General features: G+C 65.6%; 17 protein-coding genes. 11 read left to right on the top strand and 6 right to left on the bottom strand.

Annotated elements, in window-relative coordinates:
• Nucleotides 1–57 precede the first annotated feature (57 nt).
• The 3 genes from AX672_RS03565 to AX672_RS03555 are packed head-to-tail and all read left to right on the top strand — an operon-like array spanning nt 58 to nt 2,258.
• Nucleotides 58–852 carry a thymidylate synthase gene (locus AX672_RS03565; protein ID WP_066648337.1) on the top strand — a complete coding sequence of 265 codons (795 nt, stop codon included), beginning with the start codon at nt 58–60 and terminating at the stop codon, nt 850–852.
• Entirely contained in the window at nt 849–1,316 is a 468-nt protein-coding gene (locus tag AX672_RS03560; protein WP_066648334.1) for a dihydrofolate reductase, read from the top strand. Before AX672_RS03565 ends, AX672_RS03560 begins: the two co-directional genes overlap by 4 nt.
• A 9-nt stretch (nt 1,317–1,325) precedes the next feature.
• Nucleotides 1,326–2,258, top strand: a complete 933-nt coding sequence (locus AX672_RS03555) for a bifunctional riboflavin kinase/FAD synthetase (RefSeq protein ID WP_066648331.1) — start codon at nt 1,326–1,328, stop codon at nt 2,256–2,258.
• Here AX672_RS03555 and AX672_RS03550 read toward each other — a convergent pair.
• Entirely contained in the window at nt 2,246–2,728 is a 483-nt protein-coding gene (locus AX672_RS03550) for a tryptophan-rich sensory protein (protein WP_066648329.1), read from the bottom strand. The two genes, AX672_RS03555 and AX672_RS03550, sit on opposite strands and share 13 nt — an antisense overlap.
• Nucleotides 2,729–2,842: 114 nt before the next feature.
• Between AX672_RS03550 and AX672_RS03545 the strand changes: the two genes are divergently transcribed.
• Entirely contained in the window at nt 2,843–3,463 is a 621-nt protein-coding gene (locus AX672_RS03545; protein ID WP_066648326.1) for a TetR/AcrR family transcriptional regulator, read from the top strand.
• Between the two features lie 146 nt (nt 3,464–3,609).
• Here AX672_RS03545 and AX672_RS03540 read toward each other — a convergent pair whose 3' ends face one another.
• The gene (locus AX672_RS03540; RefSeq protein WP_066648323.1) at nt 3,610–4,488 is read right to left on the bottom strand and encodes a MipA/OmpV family protein; all 879 of its coding nucleotides are present in this window, start codon (nt 4,486–4,488) and stop codon (nt 3,610–3,612) included.
• Between the two features lie 124 nt (nt 4,489–4,612).
• Here AX672_RS03540 and ileS point away from each other — a divergent pair, with 124 nt between their 5' ends.
• The 3 genes from ileS to AX672_RS03525 are packed head-to-tail and all read left to right on the top strand — an operon-like array spanning nt 4,613 to nt 8,590.
• Nucleotides 4,613–7,642: an isoleucine--tRNA ligase gene (ileS, locus tag AX672_RS03535; protein WP_066648321.1), complete on the top strand. Its 3,030-nt coding sequence runs from the start codon at nt 4,613–4,615 to the stop codon at nt 7,640–7,642.
• Nucleotides 7,639–8,181 carry a signal peptidase II gene (gene lspA, locus AX672_RS03530; RefSeq protein ID WP_066648311.1) on the top strand — a complete coding sequence of 181 codons (543 nt, stop codon included), beginning with the start codon at nt 7,639–7,641 and terminating at the stop codon, nt 8,179–8,181. Before ileS ends, lspA begins: the two co-directional genes overlap by 4 nt.
• A complete protein-coding gene (locus AX672_RS03525) occupies nt 8,174–8,590 on the top strand; it encodes a DUF3035 domain-containing protein (RefSeq protein WP_066648308.1) in 417 nt (138 codons plus the stop codon). Before lspA ends, AX672_RS03525 begins: the two co-directional genes overlap by 8 nt.
• A 120-nt stretch (nt 8,591–8,710) precedes the next feature.
• Here AX672_RS03525 and AX672_RS03520 read toward each other — a convergent pair whose 3' ends face one another.
• From AX672_RS03520 to AX672_RS03505, 4 genes are all read right to left on the bottom strand, one after another.
• On the bottom strand, nt 8,711–9,535 hold the full coding sequence (locus AX672_RS03520; protein WP_066648305.1) for a TorF family putative porin: 825 nt from the start codon (nt 9,533–9,535) through the stop codon (nt 8,711–8,713).
• 186 nt (nt 9,536–9,721) lie between these two features.
• On the bottom strand, nt 9,722–10,957 hold the full coding sequence (metC, locus tag AX672_RS03515) for a cystathionine beta-lyase (RefSeq protein ID WP_066648302.1): 1,236 nt from the start codon (nt 10,955–10,957) through the stop codon (nt 9,722–9,724).
• Entirely contained in the window at nt 10,912–11,751 is an 840-nt protein-coding gene (sseA, locus tag AX672_RS03510) for a 3-mercaptopyruvate sulfurtransferase (RefSeq protein WP_066648298.1), read from the bottom strand. The genes metC and sseA overlap by 46 nt, the downstream gene beginning before the upstream one ends.
• A 28-nt stretch (nt 11,752–11,779) precedes the next feature.
• Nucleotides 11,780–13,327 carry a cryptochrome/photolyase family protein gene (locus AX672_RS03505; RefSeq protein ID WP_066648295.1) on the bottom strand — a complete coding sequence of 516 codons (1,548 nt, stop codon included), beginning with the start codon at nt 13,325–13,327 and terminating at the stop codon, nt 11,780–11,782.
• Nucleotides 13,328–13,368: 41 nt separating this feature from the next.
• Between AX672_RS03505 and queF the strand changes: the two genes are divergently transcribed.
• From queF to AX672_RS03485, 4 genes are all read left to right on the top strand, one after another.
• Complete coding sequence (queF, locus tag AX672_RS03500) at nt 13,369–13,815, top strand: preQ(1) synthase (protein ID WP_066648292.1); 447 nt, start codon at nt 13,369–13,371, stop codon at nt 13,813–13,815.
• 148 nt (nt 13,816–13,963) lie between these two features.
• Entirely contained in the window at nt 13,964–16,237 is a 2,274-nt protein-coding gene (locus AX672_RS03495; RefSeq protein ID WP_066648289.1) for a glycosyltransferase family 4 protein, read from the top strand.
• Between the two features lie 50 nt (nt 16,238–16,287).
• The gene (locus AX672_RS03490; protein WP_066648287.1) at nt 16,288–17,571 is read left to right on the top strand and encodes a glycoside hydrolase family 130 protein; all 1,284 of its coding nucleotides are present in this window, start codon (nt 16,288–16,290) and stop codon (nt 17,569–17,571) included.
• A gap of 77 nt (nt 17,572–17,648) precedes the next feature.
• Nucleotides 17,649–18,179, top strand: coding sequence for a glycine zipper 2TM domain-containing protein (locus tag AX672_RS03485; RefSeq protein ID WP_066648285.1), 531 nt, complete (start codon nt 17,649–17,651; stop codon nt 18,177–18,179).
• Nucleotides 18,180–18,236: the final 57 nt, after the last annotated feature.

The following is an 18,236-nucleotide window of genomic DNA, read 5'->3' as shown; positions in this document are numbered from 1 at the left end:
CGGGCGGCGGCGCGCATCGCGCTTGGCCTGCCGCGCGCGCCGCGCTAGCGTTGGGCGATGCAAGCCTATCACGACTTGATGCAGCGCATCCTTGATGACGGCGTCGAGACCGCCGACCGCACCGGCGTCGGCACCCTCTCGGTTTTCGGCCACCAGATGCGCTTTCGGTTGAGCGACGGCTTCCCGCTCGTCACCACCAAGAAGCTGCACTTGCGCTCGATCATCATCGAGCTGCTGTGGTTCCTGCGCGGCGACACCAATGTCCGCTGGCTGCAGGAGCGCAAGGTCAGCATCTGGGACGAATGGGCCGATGACACGGGCGAGCTTGGCCCGGTCTATGGCAAGCAATGGCGTGACTGGGAAACGCCGGGTTGCGGTCCTATCGACCAGATCGCCGAGTTGATCCGCCAGATTCGCGAGACGCCGTCGTCGCGGCGGCAGATCGTATCGGCATGGAACCCGGCGGACCTGCCGCGCATGGCGCTCGCGCCGTGCCACTGCCTGTTCCAGACGCATGTCGCCAACGGCAAGCTGTCGCTCCAGCTCTACCAGCGCTCGGCCGATGTGTTCCTCGGCGTGCCGTTCAACATCGCCAGCTATGCGCTGCTGACGCACATCCTCGCCGATCAATGCGGGCTGGATGCCGGCGACTTCATCTGGACCGGCGGCGATTGCCATCTCTATCTCAATCATCTCGAGCAAGCGCGGCTGCAACTCACCCGCACGCCGGGGCCGCTGCCGCGCCTCGAGATCCTACGGCGGCCCGACGCGATCGACGCTTATGAGTATGAGGATTTCGCGATCCACGATTACGTCGCCGACCCGCACATCAAGGCGCCGGTGGCGGTTTGATCACGTTTTTTCTGGCCCGCGCCGACAATGGCGTGATCGGTGCCGACGGCAAAATTCCCTGGCACCTGCCCGCCGACATGAAGCGGTTCAAGGCAATGACGATGGGCCTTCCGATGATCATGGGGCGCAAGACATTCGAGAGCTTCCCCAGCCCGCTGCCGGGAAGGCGCCATATCGTCCTGACGCGCTGTCCGGATTGGCGCGCGGCAGGTGCGGAGCCTGTGCATGATCCGGACAGCGCGCTGGAGCGCTGCGGGGGCGCTGCGGCCGTGATTGGCGGCGCGGAAGTCTATGCGCTGTTCCTGCCGCACGCCGACCGGATCGAGCTGACCGAGGTCCATATCGCGCCCCCCGGCGATGCGATCGTCCCGCCCTTCACCGGCTGGCGCGAGATCGCGCGCGAGGATTTTGCGGCTGAAGAGGCCCGCCCGGCCTATAGCTTCGTGACGCTCGCCCCCCTATAGGCAGTGATTATGGAGCGCCTTGACGGGGGTGCCGAGGTGCCTGCGGCCTTGCGCAGCGGCATCGTGGCGCTGGGCAATTTCGACGGCTTTCACCTCGGCCATCAGGCGGTCGTCGGGCGCGCGCGCGAGCGGGCGCAGGCCGAAGGGCGGCCGCTGCTGGTCGCGACTTTCGATCCGCATCCGGTGCGCTTCTTCAAGCCCGATGCCGCGCCTTTCCGCCTGACGACGCTCGACCAGCGCGCGCGGCTGTTCGCCGACGCCGGGGCGGATGGCATGGTCGTGTTCGGTTTCGATGCCGCGCTTGCCGGGCTGACGGCGGAGGAGTTCGTCGCGCAGCGGCTGGTGACGGGGTTGGGCGTCGCGGGCGTGGTGACCGGCGACGACTTCACTTTCGGCAAGGCGCGCGGGGGGAATGTCGCGGTGCTGGCCGCGCTCGGCGAGGCGCATGGTTTCAGTGTCGACACGGTGCGCGCGGTCGCGGCAGGCGGTGAGGCGGTGTCGTCGAGCCGCATCCGTGACTTGCTGAAGGCTGGCGACCCGGTGGGCGCGGCCAAGCTGCTCACCCGGCCTTTCGCGATCGAAGGCGTGGTGCAGCACGGCGACAAGCTCGGCCGCACGATCGGCTATCCGACCGCCAATGTCGCGTTGGGGAATTACCTGCGGCCCGCTTACGGCATCTACGCCGTGCGGGTGCGGCTCGACGATGGCCGCGTGGTCGATGGTGCCGCCAATCTCGGCATCCGCCCCAGCTTCGATCCGCCCAAGGAATTGCTCGAAGCCTATCTCTTCGATTTTGCCGAGAATCTGTACGGGCGCACGATTGAAGTTGCGCTGATCGAGTATCTGCGCGCCGAGGCCAAGTTTGACGGGCTGGAGGCGCTGGTGGCACAGATGGACGCCGATTGCGCGCAGGCGTGCGCGCTGCTCGCTCAGCGCGGATAGGCAAGCATCGCGCTGACCACAAAGCCGCCCCAGCACGCGGTCGGCACCAGCAACCACGGCGAGCGCGGATCGCGCACCCGCATCACGCCGATCGCCACGAACACGGTCACCAGGATTTGCACTGTGCCCCAGAACGCCGCCGGACCCATCTGCAACCCGCCCGTGTAGAAGGGATAGGCAAGGCAGGCGGCAGCCAGCCAGAACGGCATCCACGACCGCCAGCCCGCATCGCCGCTTTCGCGCACATATAGCCAGCGCGCGGCGCCCATCAGCGCGAGCAGCGATACCCACACCAGCCCGATCACATAATCGGGCGGCAGGACCGGAATGCCGCGCTGCGCCTCGGCGCCTGTGCCCGCCCAGCCGACGCTGAAGAGAAAGGCGTTGAGCGCAACCGTCACCACCGCGAGCAGCGCGACATTGGCGAAAAGCCCCGCGCGACGGGGGTTGTTGAGCAAATAAGGGGGCATTTGGAAATCTCCTGAAGAATCGCGTGGCGCGCCCTTTGGCAATATTATATATCATATGCAATATAAAAAGAGCAGCGGCGTTGATCGAGCGCACGGCGGCTGGCAAGGCGAGGCATGGCACGGACTCAAGGCGCGCGCGGCAGCGACTATGGCGCGAAACGGGCAAGCCTGATCGCGGCGATCCACGCGCGGCTGGTGGCGCGCGATTTGCCGCCGCCATCACTGCGCGAGCTGGCGGTAGCGGCGGGGGTGACAATGCCGACGCTGCGCCATTATTTCGGCAAGCGCGACGATGTGGTGATCGCGGTTCTCGCGTCGATCGGGCAGGCGGGCGCCGAGCATCTGGCGGCAGCGGCGGCGAGCGATCTGCCGTTCGCCGAGTCGATCGAAGCCGCATTGCGGCACGTGTTGGCGGGATTGCGACAGGGCCTGAACGACGTCCACATGCTGGGCCTGCGCGAAGGCATGGGGCAGGGGCTGCTCGGTCCGGCCTATCTCGACGCGATCCTCGAACCGAGCCTGCAAGCGATCGAGGCGCGGCTGGCGGCGCATCAGGCGCGTGGGGAAATGCGCCAAGGCAATCCCCGCCATGCCGCGCTGGCGCTGCTATCGCCGCTGGTGCTGGCGGGGCTGCATCAGGCGGCGCTGGGCGGCGATGCGCTGCGACCGCTCGATCTCGATGCGCTGGTCAGCGATCTCGCGGCGGCGTTCGTGCGCGCGCATGCGAGCCGGTAGAATTGGATGATGCTATTTTGACCCGCTCGTTTCGAGCGCAGTCGAGAAACAGGCCACAGGCGGTGCGCAAGCGTTTCTCGACTTCGCTCGAAACCAACGGAAGGTTGGTGGTTCAAACCAACCTCAACGTACTGCCCCCGCGCGCCTCAATTGAACCGGAAGCGGTAGCTGAGCGCGGCGCCGATCGACAGCTGGTTGCGGCTGCCGAAGCGGCTCGTCGTGATCGGCGATCCTGCTGCCTGGTCGATCAGCCGCGCATAGCTCGCGAACACGGTCGCGTTCCACTTCGGGCTCAATCGCCGCGATACGAAGCCCGACACGCCGATGTCGTTCAGCCCCGCGCCCGGCGCATAGGCGCGCAAGCCGCTCGTCAGCGCGGCGGCGGGTGTCACGCCATAATAATTGCGAAAATAGGTCGCATCGGCGAAGCGCAGCCGCCCGCTATAGCCAATCGTCCATTTGCCCTTCAGCTCGACCCGGCGCACCGACAGATCGGCAAGCGTGCCATTATGCCCGCTGACGGCCTTGCGCACTTCGAGCTGGAGCGCCGTGAACAGCGATGGCTGGTACGCGACGAACCCGCCCGCCTCGACCGTGAAACCAATCCGCTGCAGGCCCGGAAACACCGCAATGTCACGCGTCGTCCGCCCGAATTCGGGACGCAGGATCGGTCCTGCGCGAAAACCGCGCGTGTTGACGAGGTTATAGCCGATGCCGGTCTGAACCGAAGCGAAGAATTCATTCTTGTAGCGGATGTCGAGCTGCGGAATGGGCAGGATGCGCAGACCGTTGCTGCCCGGGAATTCGGGCACCGCGAGCAGGCCGGGGCCGAAATCGATCTGCCAGCCCGGCGGATAAGGGCCGAAGCTGATCGGCGCGGGTTTGCGGGCGGGCTTTGCCGGGGGCGGCGCGGGTTCGGCTTGCGGTTCGACCGCGGCGACGGTGGTCACCGCTGCGGGCGCTGTGTCCTCGGTCGGCGCGGCCCCACCTAGCGCCAGTGCGGCCAGCATCAATCCATTGCTCATTGCGTCCCCCAGCCCTGAATGCGTCGCTCTCCCTACATTGCTTTTACTCAATCTCAAGCTGGTTGATGGCCCATGTTGCGATCCGCGTGACGAACGCCTTGCGACGCGGTAAGGCTTGCCCCCCATGAGCGATGCAACCGATACGCCGAAGGACTGGCGCGACACCGTCTTCCTGCCGAAGACCGATTTTCCGATGAAGGCGGGCCTGCCGCAAAAGGAGCCCGGCATTCTGGCGAAGTGGCAGGAATCGCGGCTGTATGACCGGCTGCGCGATGCCCGGCGCGGTCGGGAAAAATTCATCCTTCACGACGGCCCGCCCTATGCCAATGGCGACATGCACATCGGCCATGCGCTCAACCATATCCTGAAGGACATGGTGGTCCGCACCCAGACGCTGCTCGGCAAGGATGCGCCGTACGTGCCCGGCTGGGATTGCCACGGCCTGCCGATCGAATGGAAGGTCGAGGAGGAATATCGCAAGAAAAAGCGCAACAAGGACGAGGTCGATCCGGTCGAGTTCCGCGCCGAGTGCCGGGCGTATGCGCAGAAATGGGTCGACATCCAGCGCGAGCAATTGAAGCGGCTCGGCATCAATGCCGATTGGGACCACCCCTATCTGACGATGGATTTCCAGGCCGAAGCGACGATCGTTGCCGAGCTGATGAAGTTTGCGGAGAGCGACCAGCTCTATCGCGGCGCCAAGCCGGTGATGTGGTCGCCGGTCGAAAAGACCGCGCTCGCCGAGGCCGAGATCGAATATGAGGACATCACCTCGACCCAGATCGACGTGGCGTTCGAGATCGTCGAGGCACCGAACGCGCCCGAGCTGGTCGGCGCGCATGCCGTGATCTGGACGACGACGCCGTGGACGATCCCGGTGAACCAGGCTTTGGCTTATGGGCCAGAGATCGAATATCGGCTGTACGATCTTTTCGTGGACGAGGCGTGGGGTAAGGAAACTGGCCTGCCAGAGCGAGTTCTGCCGTTCGCCACGAAAGTTCAGAAGGTGCTCGTGGCGGTCAATTTGGCGCAATCTTTCTCTCATCGAGTTGAGGGTTCGCTACCGGCTGAGTTCGCAGACCAACTGACGAAATGGTTCTATCCTTCGTACGACGATGGTCGGACGTTCAAGGGCTCCCAGCTCGAAGGCGCCACAGCCCGCCACCCGATGCACCATCTCGGCGGGTTCTTCGCCAAGCCCCGCCCGTTCCTGCCCGGCGATTTCGTCACCACCGATGCGGGCACCGGGCTCGTCCACATGGCGCCCGACCACGGCGAGGACGACTTCGCGCTGTGCAAGGCTTATGGCATTGATCCCGTCTTCGCGGTCGATGCCGCAGGCATGTACCGCGATGACTGGGCGTGGCTGGGGGGCCAAGGGAGCGTCATCAACAAGAAGTTCGTCAGCGCCGCCGGCCCGATCTGTTCGGACCTGCGCGCGGCGGGCGGCTTGCTCGCGGCGAGCGATGACTTCCAGCACAGCTATCCGCATTCGTGGCGGTCGAAGGCCAAGGTGATCTATCGCTGCACGCCGCAGTGGTTTGTGTCGATGGACCGGAGCCTGACCAGCGACCATCCGGGGGATGGTCGCAAGGCAGCGGGGGCGCTGGGCGAGTCCCCCTCCGACCGCTTCGCGGCCACCTCCCCCAAGGGGGGAGGATCGGTATTCACAAATCCTCCCCCCTTGGGGGAGGTGGCAGCCGGAACGGCTGACGGAGGGGGGCAGGATACCCTCCGCCACCGCGCCCTTACCGCCATCGGCGCCACGCGCTTCATCCCCGAAAAGGGCCGCAACCGGCTCGGGTCGATGGTTGAGGGGCGGCCCGATTGGGTGCTCTCGCGCCAGCGCGCCTGGGGTGTGCCGATCACGCTGTTCGTCGATCGCAAGACCGGCAAATATCTGTGCGATCCGGCCGTCAACGCGCGGATCATCGCCGCGGTGCGTGAAGGCGGCGTCGATGCCTGGTCTGAGGCCCGCGCGCAGGAATATCTCGGCAACGACTATGCCGCCGATGATTATGAGCGCGTTACCGACATTCTCGATGTGTGGTTCGACAGCGGCTGCACGCACGCCTTCGTGCTGGAGTCTGGTCGCTGGCCCGATCTGCAATGGCCGGCCGACCTGTATCTCGAAGGCAGCGACCAGCATCGCGGCTGGTTCCAGTCGTCGTTGCTGGAATCGTGCGGCACGCGCGGGCGCGCGCCGTACAATACCGTGCTGACCCACGGCTTCACGATGGACCAAAAGGGCATGAAAATGTCCAAGTCGCTCGGCAACACGATCAATCCGCTCGATCTGATGCGCGATTATGGTGCCGACATCCTGCGCCTATGGGCGCTGTCGGTCGATTTCACCGAGGATCACCGCATCGGCGAGGAAATCCTGAAAGGCGTCGCCGACCAGTATCGCAAGCTGCGCAACAGCTTCCGCTATCTGCTCGGCGCGCTGGAGGGGTTTGACGAGACCGAGCGGGTGGCGGTGGCCGAGATGCCCGAGCTGGAGCGCTACATGCTTCATCTGCTCGCCGAGCTCGACGCGAAGCTGCGCACGGCGGTGAGCGACTTCGACTTCAACAGCTACACCCGGCTGCTGAGCGATTTCGCGAACGAGGACCTGAGCGCCTTCTATTTCGATATCCGCAAGGACTCGCTCTACTGCGACGTCAACCCGGCGACGGGGGCGCAGACCGACAAGCGGCGCGCGTATCGCACGGTGCTCGACACGCTGTTCCACGCGCTGATCCGCTATGCGGCGCCGGTGCTGGTCTTCACCGCCGAAGAGGTGTGGCAGACGCGCTATCCCGACAGCGAGAGCGTGCATTTGCTGGAATGGCCGGTGCTCGAAGCGGTGCAAGCCGATGCGGGCGTCTGGGCCGACGTCCGGGCTTTGCGCACGCAGGTCAACGAAGCGATCGAGCCGCTGCGCCGCGACAAGCTGGTCAAGACCAGTCTGGATGTCGAAGTCACTGTGCCCGCGCTGCCGCTGCCCGCGGACGTGCTTGCCGAGCTGTTCATCGTCGCGAGCGTGGCGCAGGGTGACGCGATCAGCGTGACGCCCACGGCCTACCACAAATGCGGCCGCTGCTGGCGGCTGCTGCCCGAAGTCACCGCGGACGGCGCGCTGTGCAACCGTTGCACCGAGGTGGTGGCATGAAGCTTCCCCTGGCCGGCCTCGCCACGGCGGGCGCCGCGTTCGGCCTCGATCAATTGCTCAAATGGGTCACGACCGGGCCGATGGCGCTCAACACGCTGGCGGCCCCCGCCGTCGATCTGCTGCCGATATTCCGCGTGCGCTTTGTCGCCAATGACGGCGTGTCACTCGGCCTGTTGCGCGCCGGGAGCGACGAAGCACGCTGGGCGCTCGTCGCGCTGACGGGCGTGATTGCGATCGGCGTGCTGGTGTGGATGTGGCGCGAGCCGCGGCGGGGCGATCAGGCCGCGCTCGGCCTCGTACTCGGCGGTGCGCTCGGCAATATCCTCGATCGCGTGCGGCTGGGCTATGTCGTCGACTTCGCCGATCTGCACTTCGGCGACTGGAGCCCGTTTTTGGTCTTCAATCTGGGCGACGCGGCGATTACGATGGGCGTGCTTATTCTGCTGGCGCGCGCGCTGTTGACGCGCGACAAGGCGCCGGTAGGAGCGCCTCAGGCGACTGCGGCGGACAATGGATCGGTGGAGAATGACAATGCGTAAATTTGTGCCGGTCGCCGTGTTGATCGGCGTGTCGCTCTCGCTGGCAGGCTGTGGTGGCGGCAATGGCCTCAACCGCGTCAAGCCCGACGAATATGCCGTCGCGCGTCAGGCGCCGCTGGTCATTCCGCCCGATTATGCGCTGGTGCCGCCCAAGCCGGGCGCTGCGCGTCCGCAGGACAACAACCCGAGCGTGCTGGCGCTTGAAGCACTGTTCGGTGGCCCGGCGGCGCGCAGCGTCGGCGAGCGCGCGGTCGTCGACAGCGCTGGCGGTGATACGATCGCGCCGGGCGTGCGCTCCGAAGTCGGCGATCCCGAAACCAGTGTCGTCGACAAGGGCGCAACCACGCGCGACATCGTCGCTGCCCCCGAAGGCGACGGCCAGACCGCGACGACCAAGACGCCGCAATAAGGCGATCAGAGGCACTTAGGGCCGTCATTGCTTCGCTGTGCCCGCAATGACGCCAGGCTTACGTACGGGAAATAAAGGTCGGCGACGGGCCGCGCCAACCGGCACGGCCCGCCCGCTCGATCAGAACGCGGCCGTCAACCCGACCACAACCGTGCCGTTCGCGATCGATCCGCGATTGGCCTGTCCGCGCGTGAACTGCGGGAACAGATAGGACGAGTTGCGCGTCGTGATGTCGGTATCGACATAGGACACGTTGAAGGTCAGCATCCGGTACGTAACGTCGGTGCCGAGCGACCAATCGGTATAGGAACCGGTCGGGGTGACGCTGGTGCCGTTCGGCCCAAGACCGGGGTTGCCCCAGCTATGGCCGATGTGCGCCTTCAGCGTGAACGGCGTCTTGGGAATGCCGATGGCCGCGTCGCCCGCGACATAGATATTGTCTTCGCGGTCGCCGGGGCGGCTGCGCGGCGTGTTGCTCCAGTTGCCCAGCGCAAGCTGCGGCGGCGCGTAATAGGCGCTGCCGGTAATCGACGCCGGACCGAGTTGGCCGGTATATTTGCCGTAGAATTCGACATAATCGGTCAGCGTCGCGCCACCCGGATAGTTATACCAGGTCAGTCCGACATCGGCCGTGCCCGGCCCGAGCTTGTGCTTGAAGCCGCCGATCACGTCGAGTTCGAGGTTGGGCCCGCCAAAGGTGCCCCAGCCCGCCAGGTTCGACGCGAACAGGCCGACATAAATGCCGCTCTTGTGCGACACGGTCAGCGTGCCCTGCAGCGTCGGCTTGGTGTCCGACCGCGACACGCCGCGCAGACGGTAATCGCTGGCGAGCGTGACGCCGCCGTTGATCGTGATCGCCGGTGGCGGATCGGTTTCGTCGGCCAGCGCCGGCGTGGCAGTGAAGGCGAGCGTGAGCACGCCGAGGGTTGATAGAGTGAAGCGCATCGGATCCCCCGAAAATGAGATGACGATGTCCCCGCCTGCTCCAGCCGCAGCCACGTCTGTCAGGGACATGTCCCTCGCGTAGCTTGACGGCCTTAACGCGAGACTGCCAACCGATGCTGCGATGCACAAGAAAAATCGGTCGTGGTGCCCGATATGGGCACCACGCTATGGCCTCCGGGCAACAGTCTAGGCGGTGCGGAAGCGCGCCAGCCCGGCCTCGAGATCGGCGATCAGGTCGTCGGGGTCTTCGAGGCCGATCGACAAGCGCACCAGCGGCCCGGCGAAATCGGGCTTGGTCGCCGTGCGATAGCGTGCCGGATCGACCGGGATCGCAAGGCTTTCGAAGCCGCCCCAGCTATAGCCGAGCCCGAACAGATCGAGCCCGTCGAGCATCGCTGCGCGCGCGGCATCGCTGCCGCCGTTGAGGACAAAGCCGAACAGCCCCGAGCTGCCCTTGAAGTCGCGGGTGAAATGGTCGTGGCCGGGGCAGGAGGGCAGGGCGGGGTGGAGCACCTGCGCAACTTCGGGCCGGGTGGCGAGCCAGTTCGCGATCTTCAGCGCGCTCGCTTCGTGCTGGGCGAGCCGGATCGCCATCGTGCGAAGTCCGCGCGATCCGAGCCAGCAATCGTCGGCACTCGCCACCTGCCCGAGCTGGAAACTGGTGTCGCGCAGCTTGGCGAAATGGCCGGGGCCCGCGGTGACGCTGCCCAGCATCACGTCCGAATGGCCCGCGACATATTTGGTGCAGGCGAGGATCGACAGATCGATGCCCTTTTCGATCGCCGGGAACAGCAGCGGTGTCGCCCAGGTATTGTCGAGCAAGGTCACCAGCCCGCGCGCCTTGGCGACACGGACGATGGCGGGCACGTCTTGGACTTCAAAAGTCAGGCTGCCGGGGCTTTCGAGCAGGATCGCGCGGGTGGCGGGGCCGATCAGCTCGGCGATCCCTGCACCGATCATCGGATCGTAAAAGCGCGTCGCGATGCCGAAGCGCTTCAGCAACCCCGTCGCCATGCTCCGCGTCGGATCATAGGCGCTGTCGACCATCAGCACTTCGTCGCCGGGCGCCAGCACCGACAGCAAGGCTGCCGCGATCGCCGCGACGCCCGAGCAATAGAGAAACGTCCCTTCGGCGCCGGGTTCGAGTTCGGTCAGCGCGTCGGCGAGGCTCCACTGCGTCGGCGTGCCGCGCCGCCCGTAGAACAGCCGGTGGTGGGTATTGGCACCGGCCGCGCGCATCTCGGCGACCGAGTCGTAGAGGATCGTCGAGGCGCGCCAGACGGGGACATTGACGATGCCGCGCGTCCATTCCTCGCGCCGCCCGGCGGTGACGACGCGCGTGCGGTCGCGCCGTCGCTCGCCGTGGCCGTCGTCGCTCACGCCGCGCCCATGGCCTTTGGCGTGGTGCGGTCGGCGCCCCATTCGGACCAGCTGCCGTCGTAGAGCGCGGCGCTGTTGCCGAGCAGGTGCGCGGCGAACACCAGCACGCCGGCGGTGATGCCCGAGCCGCAGGTCGCGACCAGCGGCTTCGACAGGTCGATGCCGGCGGCGTCGAACGCGGCCTTCAGCTCGTCCTTCGACTTCCAGGTGCCGTCGGCGTTGAACAGCGTTGCGTAGTGCAGGTTCTTCGACCCCGGGATGTGGCCGGCATGGGTCGCCGGGCGCGGATCGGGCTCTTCGCCGGTGAAGCGCGCCGGGTTGCGGGCGTCGACGACCTGCTCGGCGCCCGAATCGAGATTGGCCTTCATCTGGTCGAGCGTGCGGACGCCCTTGTCATCGGCCCAGACGGTGAAGTGGCGGTGGCGCAGCGATTCCTTGCCGCTGGTCAGCGGTCGCCCTTCGGCCTTCCACTTGGCGAGGCCGCCGTCGAGAATCGCGACATCATGCGCGCCGAAGGTGCGCAGCATCCACCACGCCCGCGCCGACGTGTGCAGCGGCGAGTCGTCGTAGAGCACGATGCGGCTGCCGTCGCCGAGGCCGAGCGACTGCATGCGGCTCGCGAACTTCTCGGGGCTGGGCAGCATCGACGGCAGCGGGTTCGACAGGTCGGCGATTTCGGCAAGGTCCATGAAGACGGCGCCGGGGATGTGCCCCGCTTCATAATCGGTGGCGGCGTCGCGCTTGTGTTCGGGCAGGAAATAGCTGGCATCGACCACGCGCAGGTCGGTTGCGGAAAGTTCGTTCGCCAGCCATTCAGTCGTCACCAACGCGTCCATTGCCATCTCCTGATCTTGTCCTGCTTTCCTAGCCGCGCGGTTGCGCGCCGTCGAGGCTGTCGAGAAAGGTCGCCGCCGATTGGCGCAACGCGTCGCGCACGGCCGGGTCCATCTTCGCCCAGCTGCGATAGGGCATCGCGAGCCGCGGGTTGCGGCCGAGCTTGGCTTCGTTGCGCGCGATGAAATCCCAATAGAGCGCATTGAACGGGCAGGCATCGGGGCCGGTGCGCTTCTTCACGTCATAACGACACGACCCGCAATAATCCGACATGCGGTCGATATAGGCGCCCGAGGCGGCATAGGGTTTCGACGACAGCAGCCCGCCATCGGCGAACTGGCTCATGCCGAGCGTATTGGGCGCCTCGACCCATTCATAGGCATCGGCATAGACCGCGAGATACCATTCATGGACTTCGCGCGGGTCGGCACCGATCAACATCGCGAAATTGCCGGTGACCATCAGCCGCTGGATGTGGTGCGCATAGGCAAGATCAAGCGTCTGGCCGATCGCCTGGGCGAGGCAATGCATCTCGGTATCGCCGGTCCAGTAGAAATCGGGGAGCGGGCGGGTCGCGTTCAGGAAATTGCGGCCGGTATAGTCAGGGCCTTCGTGCCAGTAGATGCCGCGCATATATTCGCGCCAGCCGATGATCTGGCGGATGAAGCCTTCGGCGGCGTTGAGCGGCACCCGCCCGTCGCGGAAGCGCGCCTCGACCGCGCGGCACAGGTCGAGCGGGTCGAGCAGCCCGGCGTTGAGATAGGGCGACAGCACCGAATGCCACAGATGCGGCTCGTCGGTCAGCATCGCGTCCTGATAGTCGCCGAAGCTCGCCAGCGCGTGGTCGAGGAAATGCGCCTGCTGGGCGAACGCATCGGCGCGGGTGACGGCATAGTCGAAACCGTCGAGGCGGCCGGGGTGGTTGCCGAAATGGCGTGCGACCAGTGCCAGCACCGCGCAGGTGATGTCGTCCGGGGCGAAAGAGAGCGGGCGCGGCATCATCAGGTCGCGCGAGGCGGGCTTGCGATTCTCTGCGTCGAAATTCCACTGGCCGCCAACGGGCTCGTCGCCGTCCATCAGCAGACCGGTCTTGCGGCGCATGTCGCGGTAGAAAAACTCCATCCGCAATTGCTTGCGCGCTGCCGCCCAGGTGTCGAACTCGGCATGGCTGGCGACGAAGCGGGTGTCTTCGCGCACCTCGACCGGGATGCGGAAGCGGAGCGCCCAGCCGTCGATCATCGCCGCGACGCGCCACTCCCCGGCTTCGGTAATGACGATCGATTCGGGCTTCAGCCCCTCGACGGCGCGCGCGACTTCGCCGGTGAAGCTGCCCGAATTGTGGGGATCGTCGAGCGTCACATAGTCAACCTGCCAGCCGTCGGCGCGGAGCGCTTCGGCGTGGTGGCGCATGGCCGAGAGGATGAAGGCGATCTTGCGCTGGTGGTGCGCGACGTAGCGGCCTTCCTCGGCGACTTCCATCATCAGCAGCCGGTCGCGCGCACGGTCGGCACCCTCAAGCGCCGACAGGCCGAGCGATAACTGGTCGCCAAGGATCGGAATCAGCCGCCGAATCTGCATCGCGGCTTCACATCGCAGCCGATGCGACTAAATCCAAGCCGATGACACCCAAATACCTAGGTCAGGCAAGCGCGCTGCCGACGTCGCCAGACGCGGCCGTGCTCGATTATGTGCCCAATCCGCGGCCCGGCGCGCGTTACATGGTGCGCTTCGTCTCGCCCGAATTCACTTCGCTTTGCCCGGTCACCGCGCAACCCGATTTTGCGCATCTGGTGATCGATTATGTACCCGACGCGACGATCGTCGAATCGAAATCGCTAAAGCTGTTCCTCGGCAGTTTCCGCAATCATCAGGCGTTTCACGAGGATTGCACGGTCGGTATCGGCGTGCGGTTGTTCGACGAAATGAAGCCGCACTGGCTGCGCATCGGCGGTTACTGGTATCCGCGCGGCGGCATTCCGATCGACGTGTTCTGGCAAAGTGGCCCGCCGCCCGAAGGCGTGTGGGTGCCTGCGCAGGACGTGCCGGGCTATCGCGGGCGCGGTTGATCGCGCGATTCGAACGGCCCGTGCAACAAAGGGCTTGATCTTGGTTGGTTGCAGTGCAGCATGTGCGCAACCATATGTAAGTCCGGCAGTTGGGAGTTCATCGTTCACCAGGGCGCGGTGCCGCACCGAGCCGCGAAAGGATAGGTCAATGACGCCAGCCACCCGGCGCGAACATGCCGTCAAGCATATCGCCCTCATCGGCAATTTCCTGCCGCGCAAATGCGGCCTGGCGACGTTTACGACCGACACTTACAATGCCCTGCGCGGCGCCTTTCCGGACTTGCGGGTCGATGTCTATGCGATGGACGACCATCCCGGCCGCTATGCCTATCCGCCGCAGGTGATTGGCGCGATCGCGCAGGACGATCCGGGTGCCTATCGCGCCGCCGCGCGCGCGATCGAGGCGTCGGGCGCACAGGCGCTGTGGCTGCAGCATGAATATGGCATTTTCGGCGGATCGGCAGGCGAACATATCCTGTCGCTGCTCGACCGGATCACCTTGCCGGTGATCGTCACGCTCCACACGGTGCTTGAACAGCCCAATGCGGACGAGCGCCGGGTGATGGAGGCCTTGCTGCGCCGCGCCGCACGCGTGGTGGTGATGGCCGACCGCGGTCGCGACATTTTGACGCGCGTCTATGGCGCTGCTGATCGTCAGATCGTCACGATCCCGCACGGCGTGCCCGACCGGACTTTCGCCGACACAGCGCTCTTCAAGCCGCGCTTCGGCTGGCAGGGCAAGCAGGTGATCTTCACCTTCGGCCTGCTGGCCCCGAGCAAAGGCATCGAGACGATGATCGAGGCGATGCCCGCGATCGTCGCCGCGCACCCGAAGGCGCATTACATGGTGCTCGGCGCCACCCACCCCAATCTCGTCGCGCATGAAGGCGAGGCCTATCGCGACCGGCTGCAGGCGCTCGCGGTCGAACGCGGCGTTGCCGATCACGTGTCCTTCATCGACGCTTTCGCCGAGCATGAGGAATTGATCGACTATTTGCAGGCGGCCGACATTTACGCGACGCCCTATGTCAATCCAGCGCAAATCACGTCGGGCACGCTGTCCTATGCGGTCGGTGTCGGCAAGGCCGTCGTGTCGACCCCCTATGTCCATGCGACCGAAATCCTCGCCGACAACCACGGCGTCCTCGTCGATTTCGGCGACAGCGACGGCTTTGCCCGGGCGATCATCGCGCTGCTCGATTCGGATGAAGAGCGCGAGGCGCTGTCGGCGCGTGCCTATGCGCGCGGACGGACGATGCTGTGGCCCTGTCTGGCTGCGAAGGCGGTTGCCGAGATCGCCGCGATGCTCGAGCAGGCACCGCGCCGCCTCGCCAAGCCCGCGCCGGCGATGGCGCCGCTGCCCGCCGATTTCACTGCGGTCGAGCGGATGAGCGATGCGACCGGCATGCTCCAGCACGCCATCTATTCAGTGCCCGATCGCCGCCACGGCTATTGCATCGACGACAATGCCCGCGCGCTGATGCTGGTCGCCAAGATGGACGGCTTGCCCGAGGCGACCGCCGACAAATGGATGACGATCTATGCGGCCTTCGTGCAGCATGCGTGGAACCCTGATGCCCGCCGCTTCCGCAATTTCATGCGCTTCGACCGCGAATGGTGCGAAGATGTCGGGTCTGAAGATTCGAACGGCCGCACGCTGTGGGCGATCGGGACGGTGGTCCGCCACGCTAGGCTGCGCAAGCATCGCGACTGGGCGATGGCGATGTTCGACAACACCGCATCGCTCGCGCTCGACCTCGGCAGCCCGCGCGCGCAGGCGTTTGCGATGCTCGGCGCATGCGAGATTCTGGCGTGCGTGCCCGGCCATGGGCTGGCCACCAAGATCCTTGAACGCTTCTCGCACGAGCATCTCGCGCTGCTGGCCGCGGCGCGGCGGCCCGAATGGGAATGGTTCGAAATCGTCCTTGCCTATGACAATGCGCGATTGCCCGAAGCAATGATCCGCGCGGGCAAGGCACTCGACCGTGCCGATCTGATCGCCACCGGGATTGCAACGCTCAACTGGATCATGGCGCGCCAGACCTCGCCCGAGGGGCGCTTCCGCGCCGTCGGCACCGAAAGCTTCGGTCGCGCCTATGCGCCGCCGCTGCCGTTCGACCAGCAGCCGCTGGAAGCGCAGGCGACCGTCGAAGCCTGTGCCGCCGCGTTCGACGCAACCGGCGACGCGCGCTGGATCGACGAGGCGATGCGCGCCTACCGCTGGTTCCTGGGCGCCAACGACCTCGATCTGGCGCTGGCATCGACCCATGATGGCGGATGCTACGACGGGCTGACCCCCAATGGGCTCAACCGCAACCAGGGCGCGGAATCGATCCTGGCGCTGCAACTGGCCTCATGTGCGATTTCGGCACTACCACAACGGCGCGAATCCGTGGCAGGGGACGCCCGGGCTGCGGCTTGATCGAGATCAGGCCTCGCCTTGGTGTGACCTAAGCGGGGCGTTTGTTGCCAGTGCTCGATATCTTCAATCATCCGTTGCGCCTTTATGCCGATCCGTCGCGGGTCGTCGTGCGCCCCTTCCATCTCGCGTGGCAATCGAACGGCGGCGCACCCAGCCGCACTGAAAGGCTGGTACGCGAAGTGCTCGATATGAGCCCGCGCGAAACCCTCGATCAGCTTGCGCTGGTGCTGAAGGATTTCGAAGCGCGCCACTGGCAGACGCGGCGCGTGTTCATGACGCGCTATGCCGATATTGCCGCGCAGCTCGGCCTTGATGATGCGGCTATCTCCGATGAGCGTCGCCAGCTGATCGGCGCTTATTTCTGCCACGAATACAGCTATGCCGCCGCCGCGCTGATGAACCCCAGCGTGGTGCCCCATTTCGACCAGACCGGCCTCCGCGCTGGGTCGCTGCGGATCCTGATGTCGATGCGGGCGGTCGGTGAAGGCCACATCAGTTCGGTCGCGTTCCGCGAAGGCATCATCACCGACGCCAACGAACTGCGGCTCGCGCCCGAGCCGCCGTTCGCGACCGCGACCGATGCTGCCGGTGCCGATGGCCGCGCACTGCCCTCGGGCGCTGTGACTGTTTACCGCCACCGCGACTCGACGCTGTCGGGTACGGTGATCTTCCCGATCACATCGGCTCAATCGAAAGGGCTGGAGGACCTGCGGCTCGTCCAGTTCAGTCATGACGATGGCCGCACCGAATGGGTCGGCACTTACACTGCCTATAACGGATCGCAGATTCAGTCGGAAATGCTGCGCACCACCGACTTCCGTGCGTTTGATCTGGTGCCGATGACCGGCTCGGCGGCGCGCAACAAGGGGATGGCGCTGTTCCCGCGCAAGGTCGGCGGCGAATATCTGATGATCGGGCGGCAGGACGGCGAAAATCTGTTCCTCATCCGATCGGACAGCCTGACCCATTGGGACGAAGGCGCGATGCTGCTGACACCCGAATATCCGTGGGAACTGGTGCAGATCGGCAATTGCGGTGCACCGATCGAAATCGACGAAGGCTGGTTGCTGCTGACCCACGGCGTCGGCGCGATGCGCAAATATTCGATCGGCGCGGTGCTGCTCGACAAGGACGATCCGTCGAAAGTGATCGGCCGCACGCGTGAACCGATTCTGGCCGCCGCCGATCAGGACCGTGAAGGCTATGTCCCCAATGTCGTCTATAGCTGCGGGGGCATTCGCCACGGCGACTGCATCTTCCTGCCCTATGGCGTGGCTGACAGCTCGATCGCCTTTGCCTTTGTGCCGATTTCGGCGCTGCTCGCAGCGATGTAGTGCTATGGCACGCCGTTCAGGCCCGGTTTAGGCTCAATGGGCTGTGGTGCTGCCATAGTAACAGGAGGTTTCGTCCGATGACCCGCAAGACTTCGATCCTCGCGCTCGCCGCGCTGGCCTTCGCCACCCCCGCGATTGCCCAGACCAGTCCCGAGGAAGCCCGCTTCGCGCAGGCACAGGCGCGGTTCCAGCAGGAACTGCGCGTGTTCCAGCAGGAATTCGATCGCTATCAGGCATGGCAGGCGAACCGCCCGCGCTATGATGACCGGCGCTACGACGATCGCCGCGATCCGCGCTATGATCCCCGGTACGACGACCGCGACGAGGGCGGCTATGACCCGTCGCGCTATTATCGCAACGGCCCCAATTACAATGAGCGGGTGCTGGCGCCCGATGACCGCGTCTATCGCGGCAGCGACGGCCGCTATTATTGCAAGCGCAACGACGGCACGACGGGCCTGATCATCGGCGCGGTCGGCGGCGGCATCCTGGGCAATGTCATCGACGGTGGCCGCTCACGCGCAGTGGGCACGCTGCTCGGTGGCGGTCTCGGCGCGCTGCTCGGCAAGTCGATCGACCAGAACAGCCAGCAGATCCGCTGCCGTTGAGGTCACGGAATAGTTTTACAACCCCTCCCCTTCAGGGGAGGGGTTGTAAAACTATTC

Origin of the sequence: Sphingomonas sp. CCH10-B3, assembly GCF_001556185.1 — a bacterium.
GTDB lineage: Bacteria > Pseudomonadota > Alphaproteobacteria > Sphingomonadales > Sphingomonadaceae > Sphingomonas > Sphingomonas aquatica.
Note: the sequence above shows the minus strand (reverse complement) of the source record. Positions and strands in the feature narration are given on the sequence as shown.

What these genes read in the sequence shown, in the direction of transcription:
- AX672_RS03565 (WP_066648337.1), top strand. Translation starts at nt 58, where the DNA reads ATGCAAGCCTATCACGACTTGATGCAGCGCATCCTTGATGACGGCGTC.
- AX672_RS03555 (WP_066648331.1), top strand. Translation starts at nt 1,326, where the DNA reads ATGGAGCGCCTTGACGGGGGTGCCGAGGTGCCTGCGGCCTTGCGCAGC.
- AX672_RS03550 (WP_066648329.1), bottom strand. Translation starts at nt 2,728, where the DNA reads ATGCCCCCTTATTTGCTCAACAACCCCCGTCGCGCGGGGCTTTTCGCC.
- AX672_RS03545 (WP_066648326.1), top strand. Translation starts at nt 2,843, where the DNA reads ATGGCACGGACTCAAGGCGCGCGCGGCAGCGACTATGGCGCGAAACGG.
- AX672_RS03540 (WP_066648323.1), bottom strand. Translation starts at nt 4,488, where the DNA reads ATGAGCAATGGATTGATGCTGGCCGCACTGGCGCTAGGTGGGGCCGCG.
- ileS (WP_066648321.1), top strand. Translation starts at nt 4,613, where the DNA reads ATGAGCGATGCAACCGATACGCCGAAGGACTGGCGCGACACCGTCTTC.
- lspA (WP_066648311.1), top strand. Translation starts at nt 7,639, where the DNA reads ATGAAGCTTCCCCTGGCCGGCCTCGCCACGGCGGGCGCCGCGTTCGGC.
- AX672_RS03525 (WP_066648308.1), top strand. Translation starts at nt 8,174, where the DNA reads ATGCGTAAATTTGTGCCGGTCGCCGTGTTGATCGGCGTGTCGCTCTCG.
- AX672_RS03520 (WP_066648305.1), bottom strand. Translation starts at nt 9,535, where the DNA reads ATGCGCTTCACTCTATCAACCCTCGGCGTGCTCACGCTCGCCTTCACT.
- metC (WP_066648302.1), bottom strand. Translation starts at nt 10,957, where the DNA reads ATGGGGCGCCGACCGCACCACGCCAAAGGCCATGGGCGCGGCGTGAGC.
- sseA (WP_066648298.1), bottom strand. Translation starts at nt 11,751, where the DNA reads ATGGACGCGTTGGTGACGACTGAATGGCTGGCGAACGAACTTTCCGCA.
- AX672_RS03505 (WP_066648295.1), bottom strand. Translation starts at nt 13,327, where the DNA reads ATGCAGATTCGGCGGCTGATTCCGATCCTTGGCGACCAGTTATCGCTC.
- queF (WP_066648292.1), top strand. Translation starts at nt 13,369, where the DNA reads ATGACACCCAAATACCTAGGTCAGGCAAGCGCGCTGCCGACGTCGCCA.
- AX672_RS03495 (WP_066648289.1), top strand. Translation starts at nt 13,964, where the DNA reads ATGACGCCAGCCACCCGGCGCGAACATGCCGTCAAGCATATCGCCCTC.
- AX672_RS03485 (WP_066648285.1), top strand. Translation starts at nt 17,649, where the DNA reads ATGACCCGCAAGACTTCGATCCTCGCGCTCGCCGCGCTGGCCTTCGCC.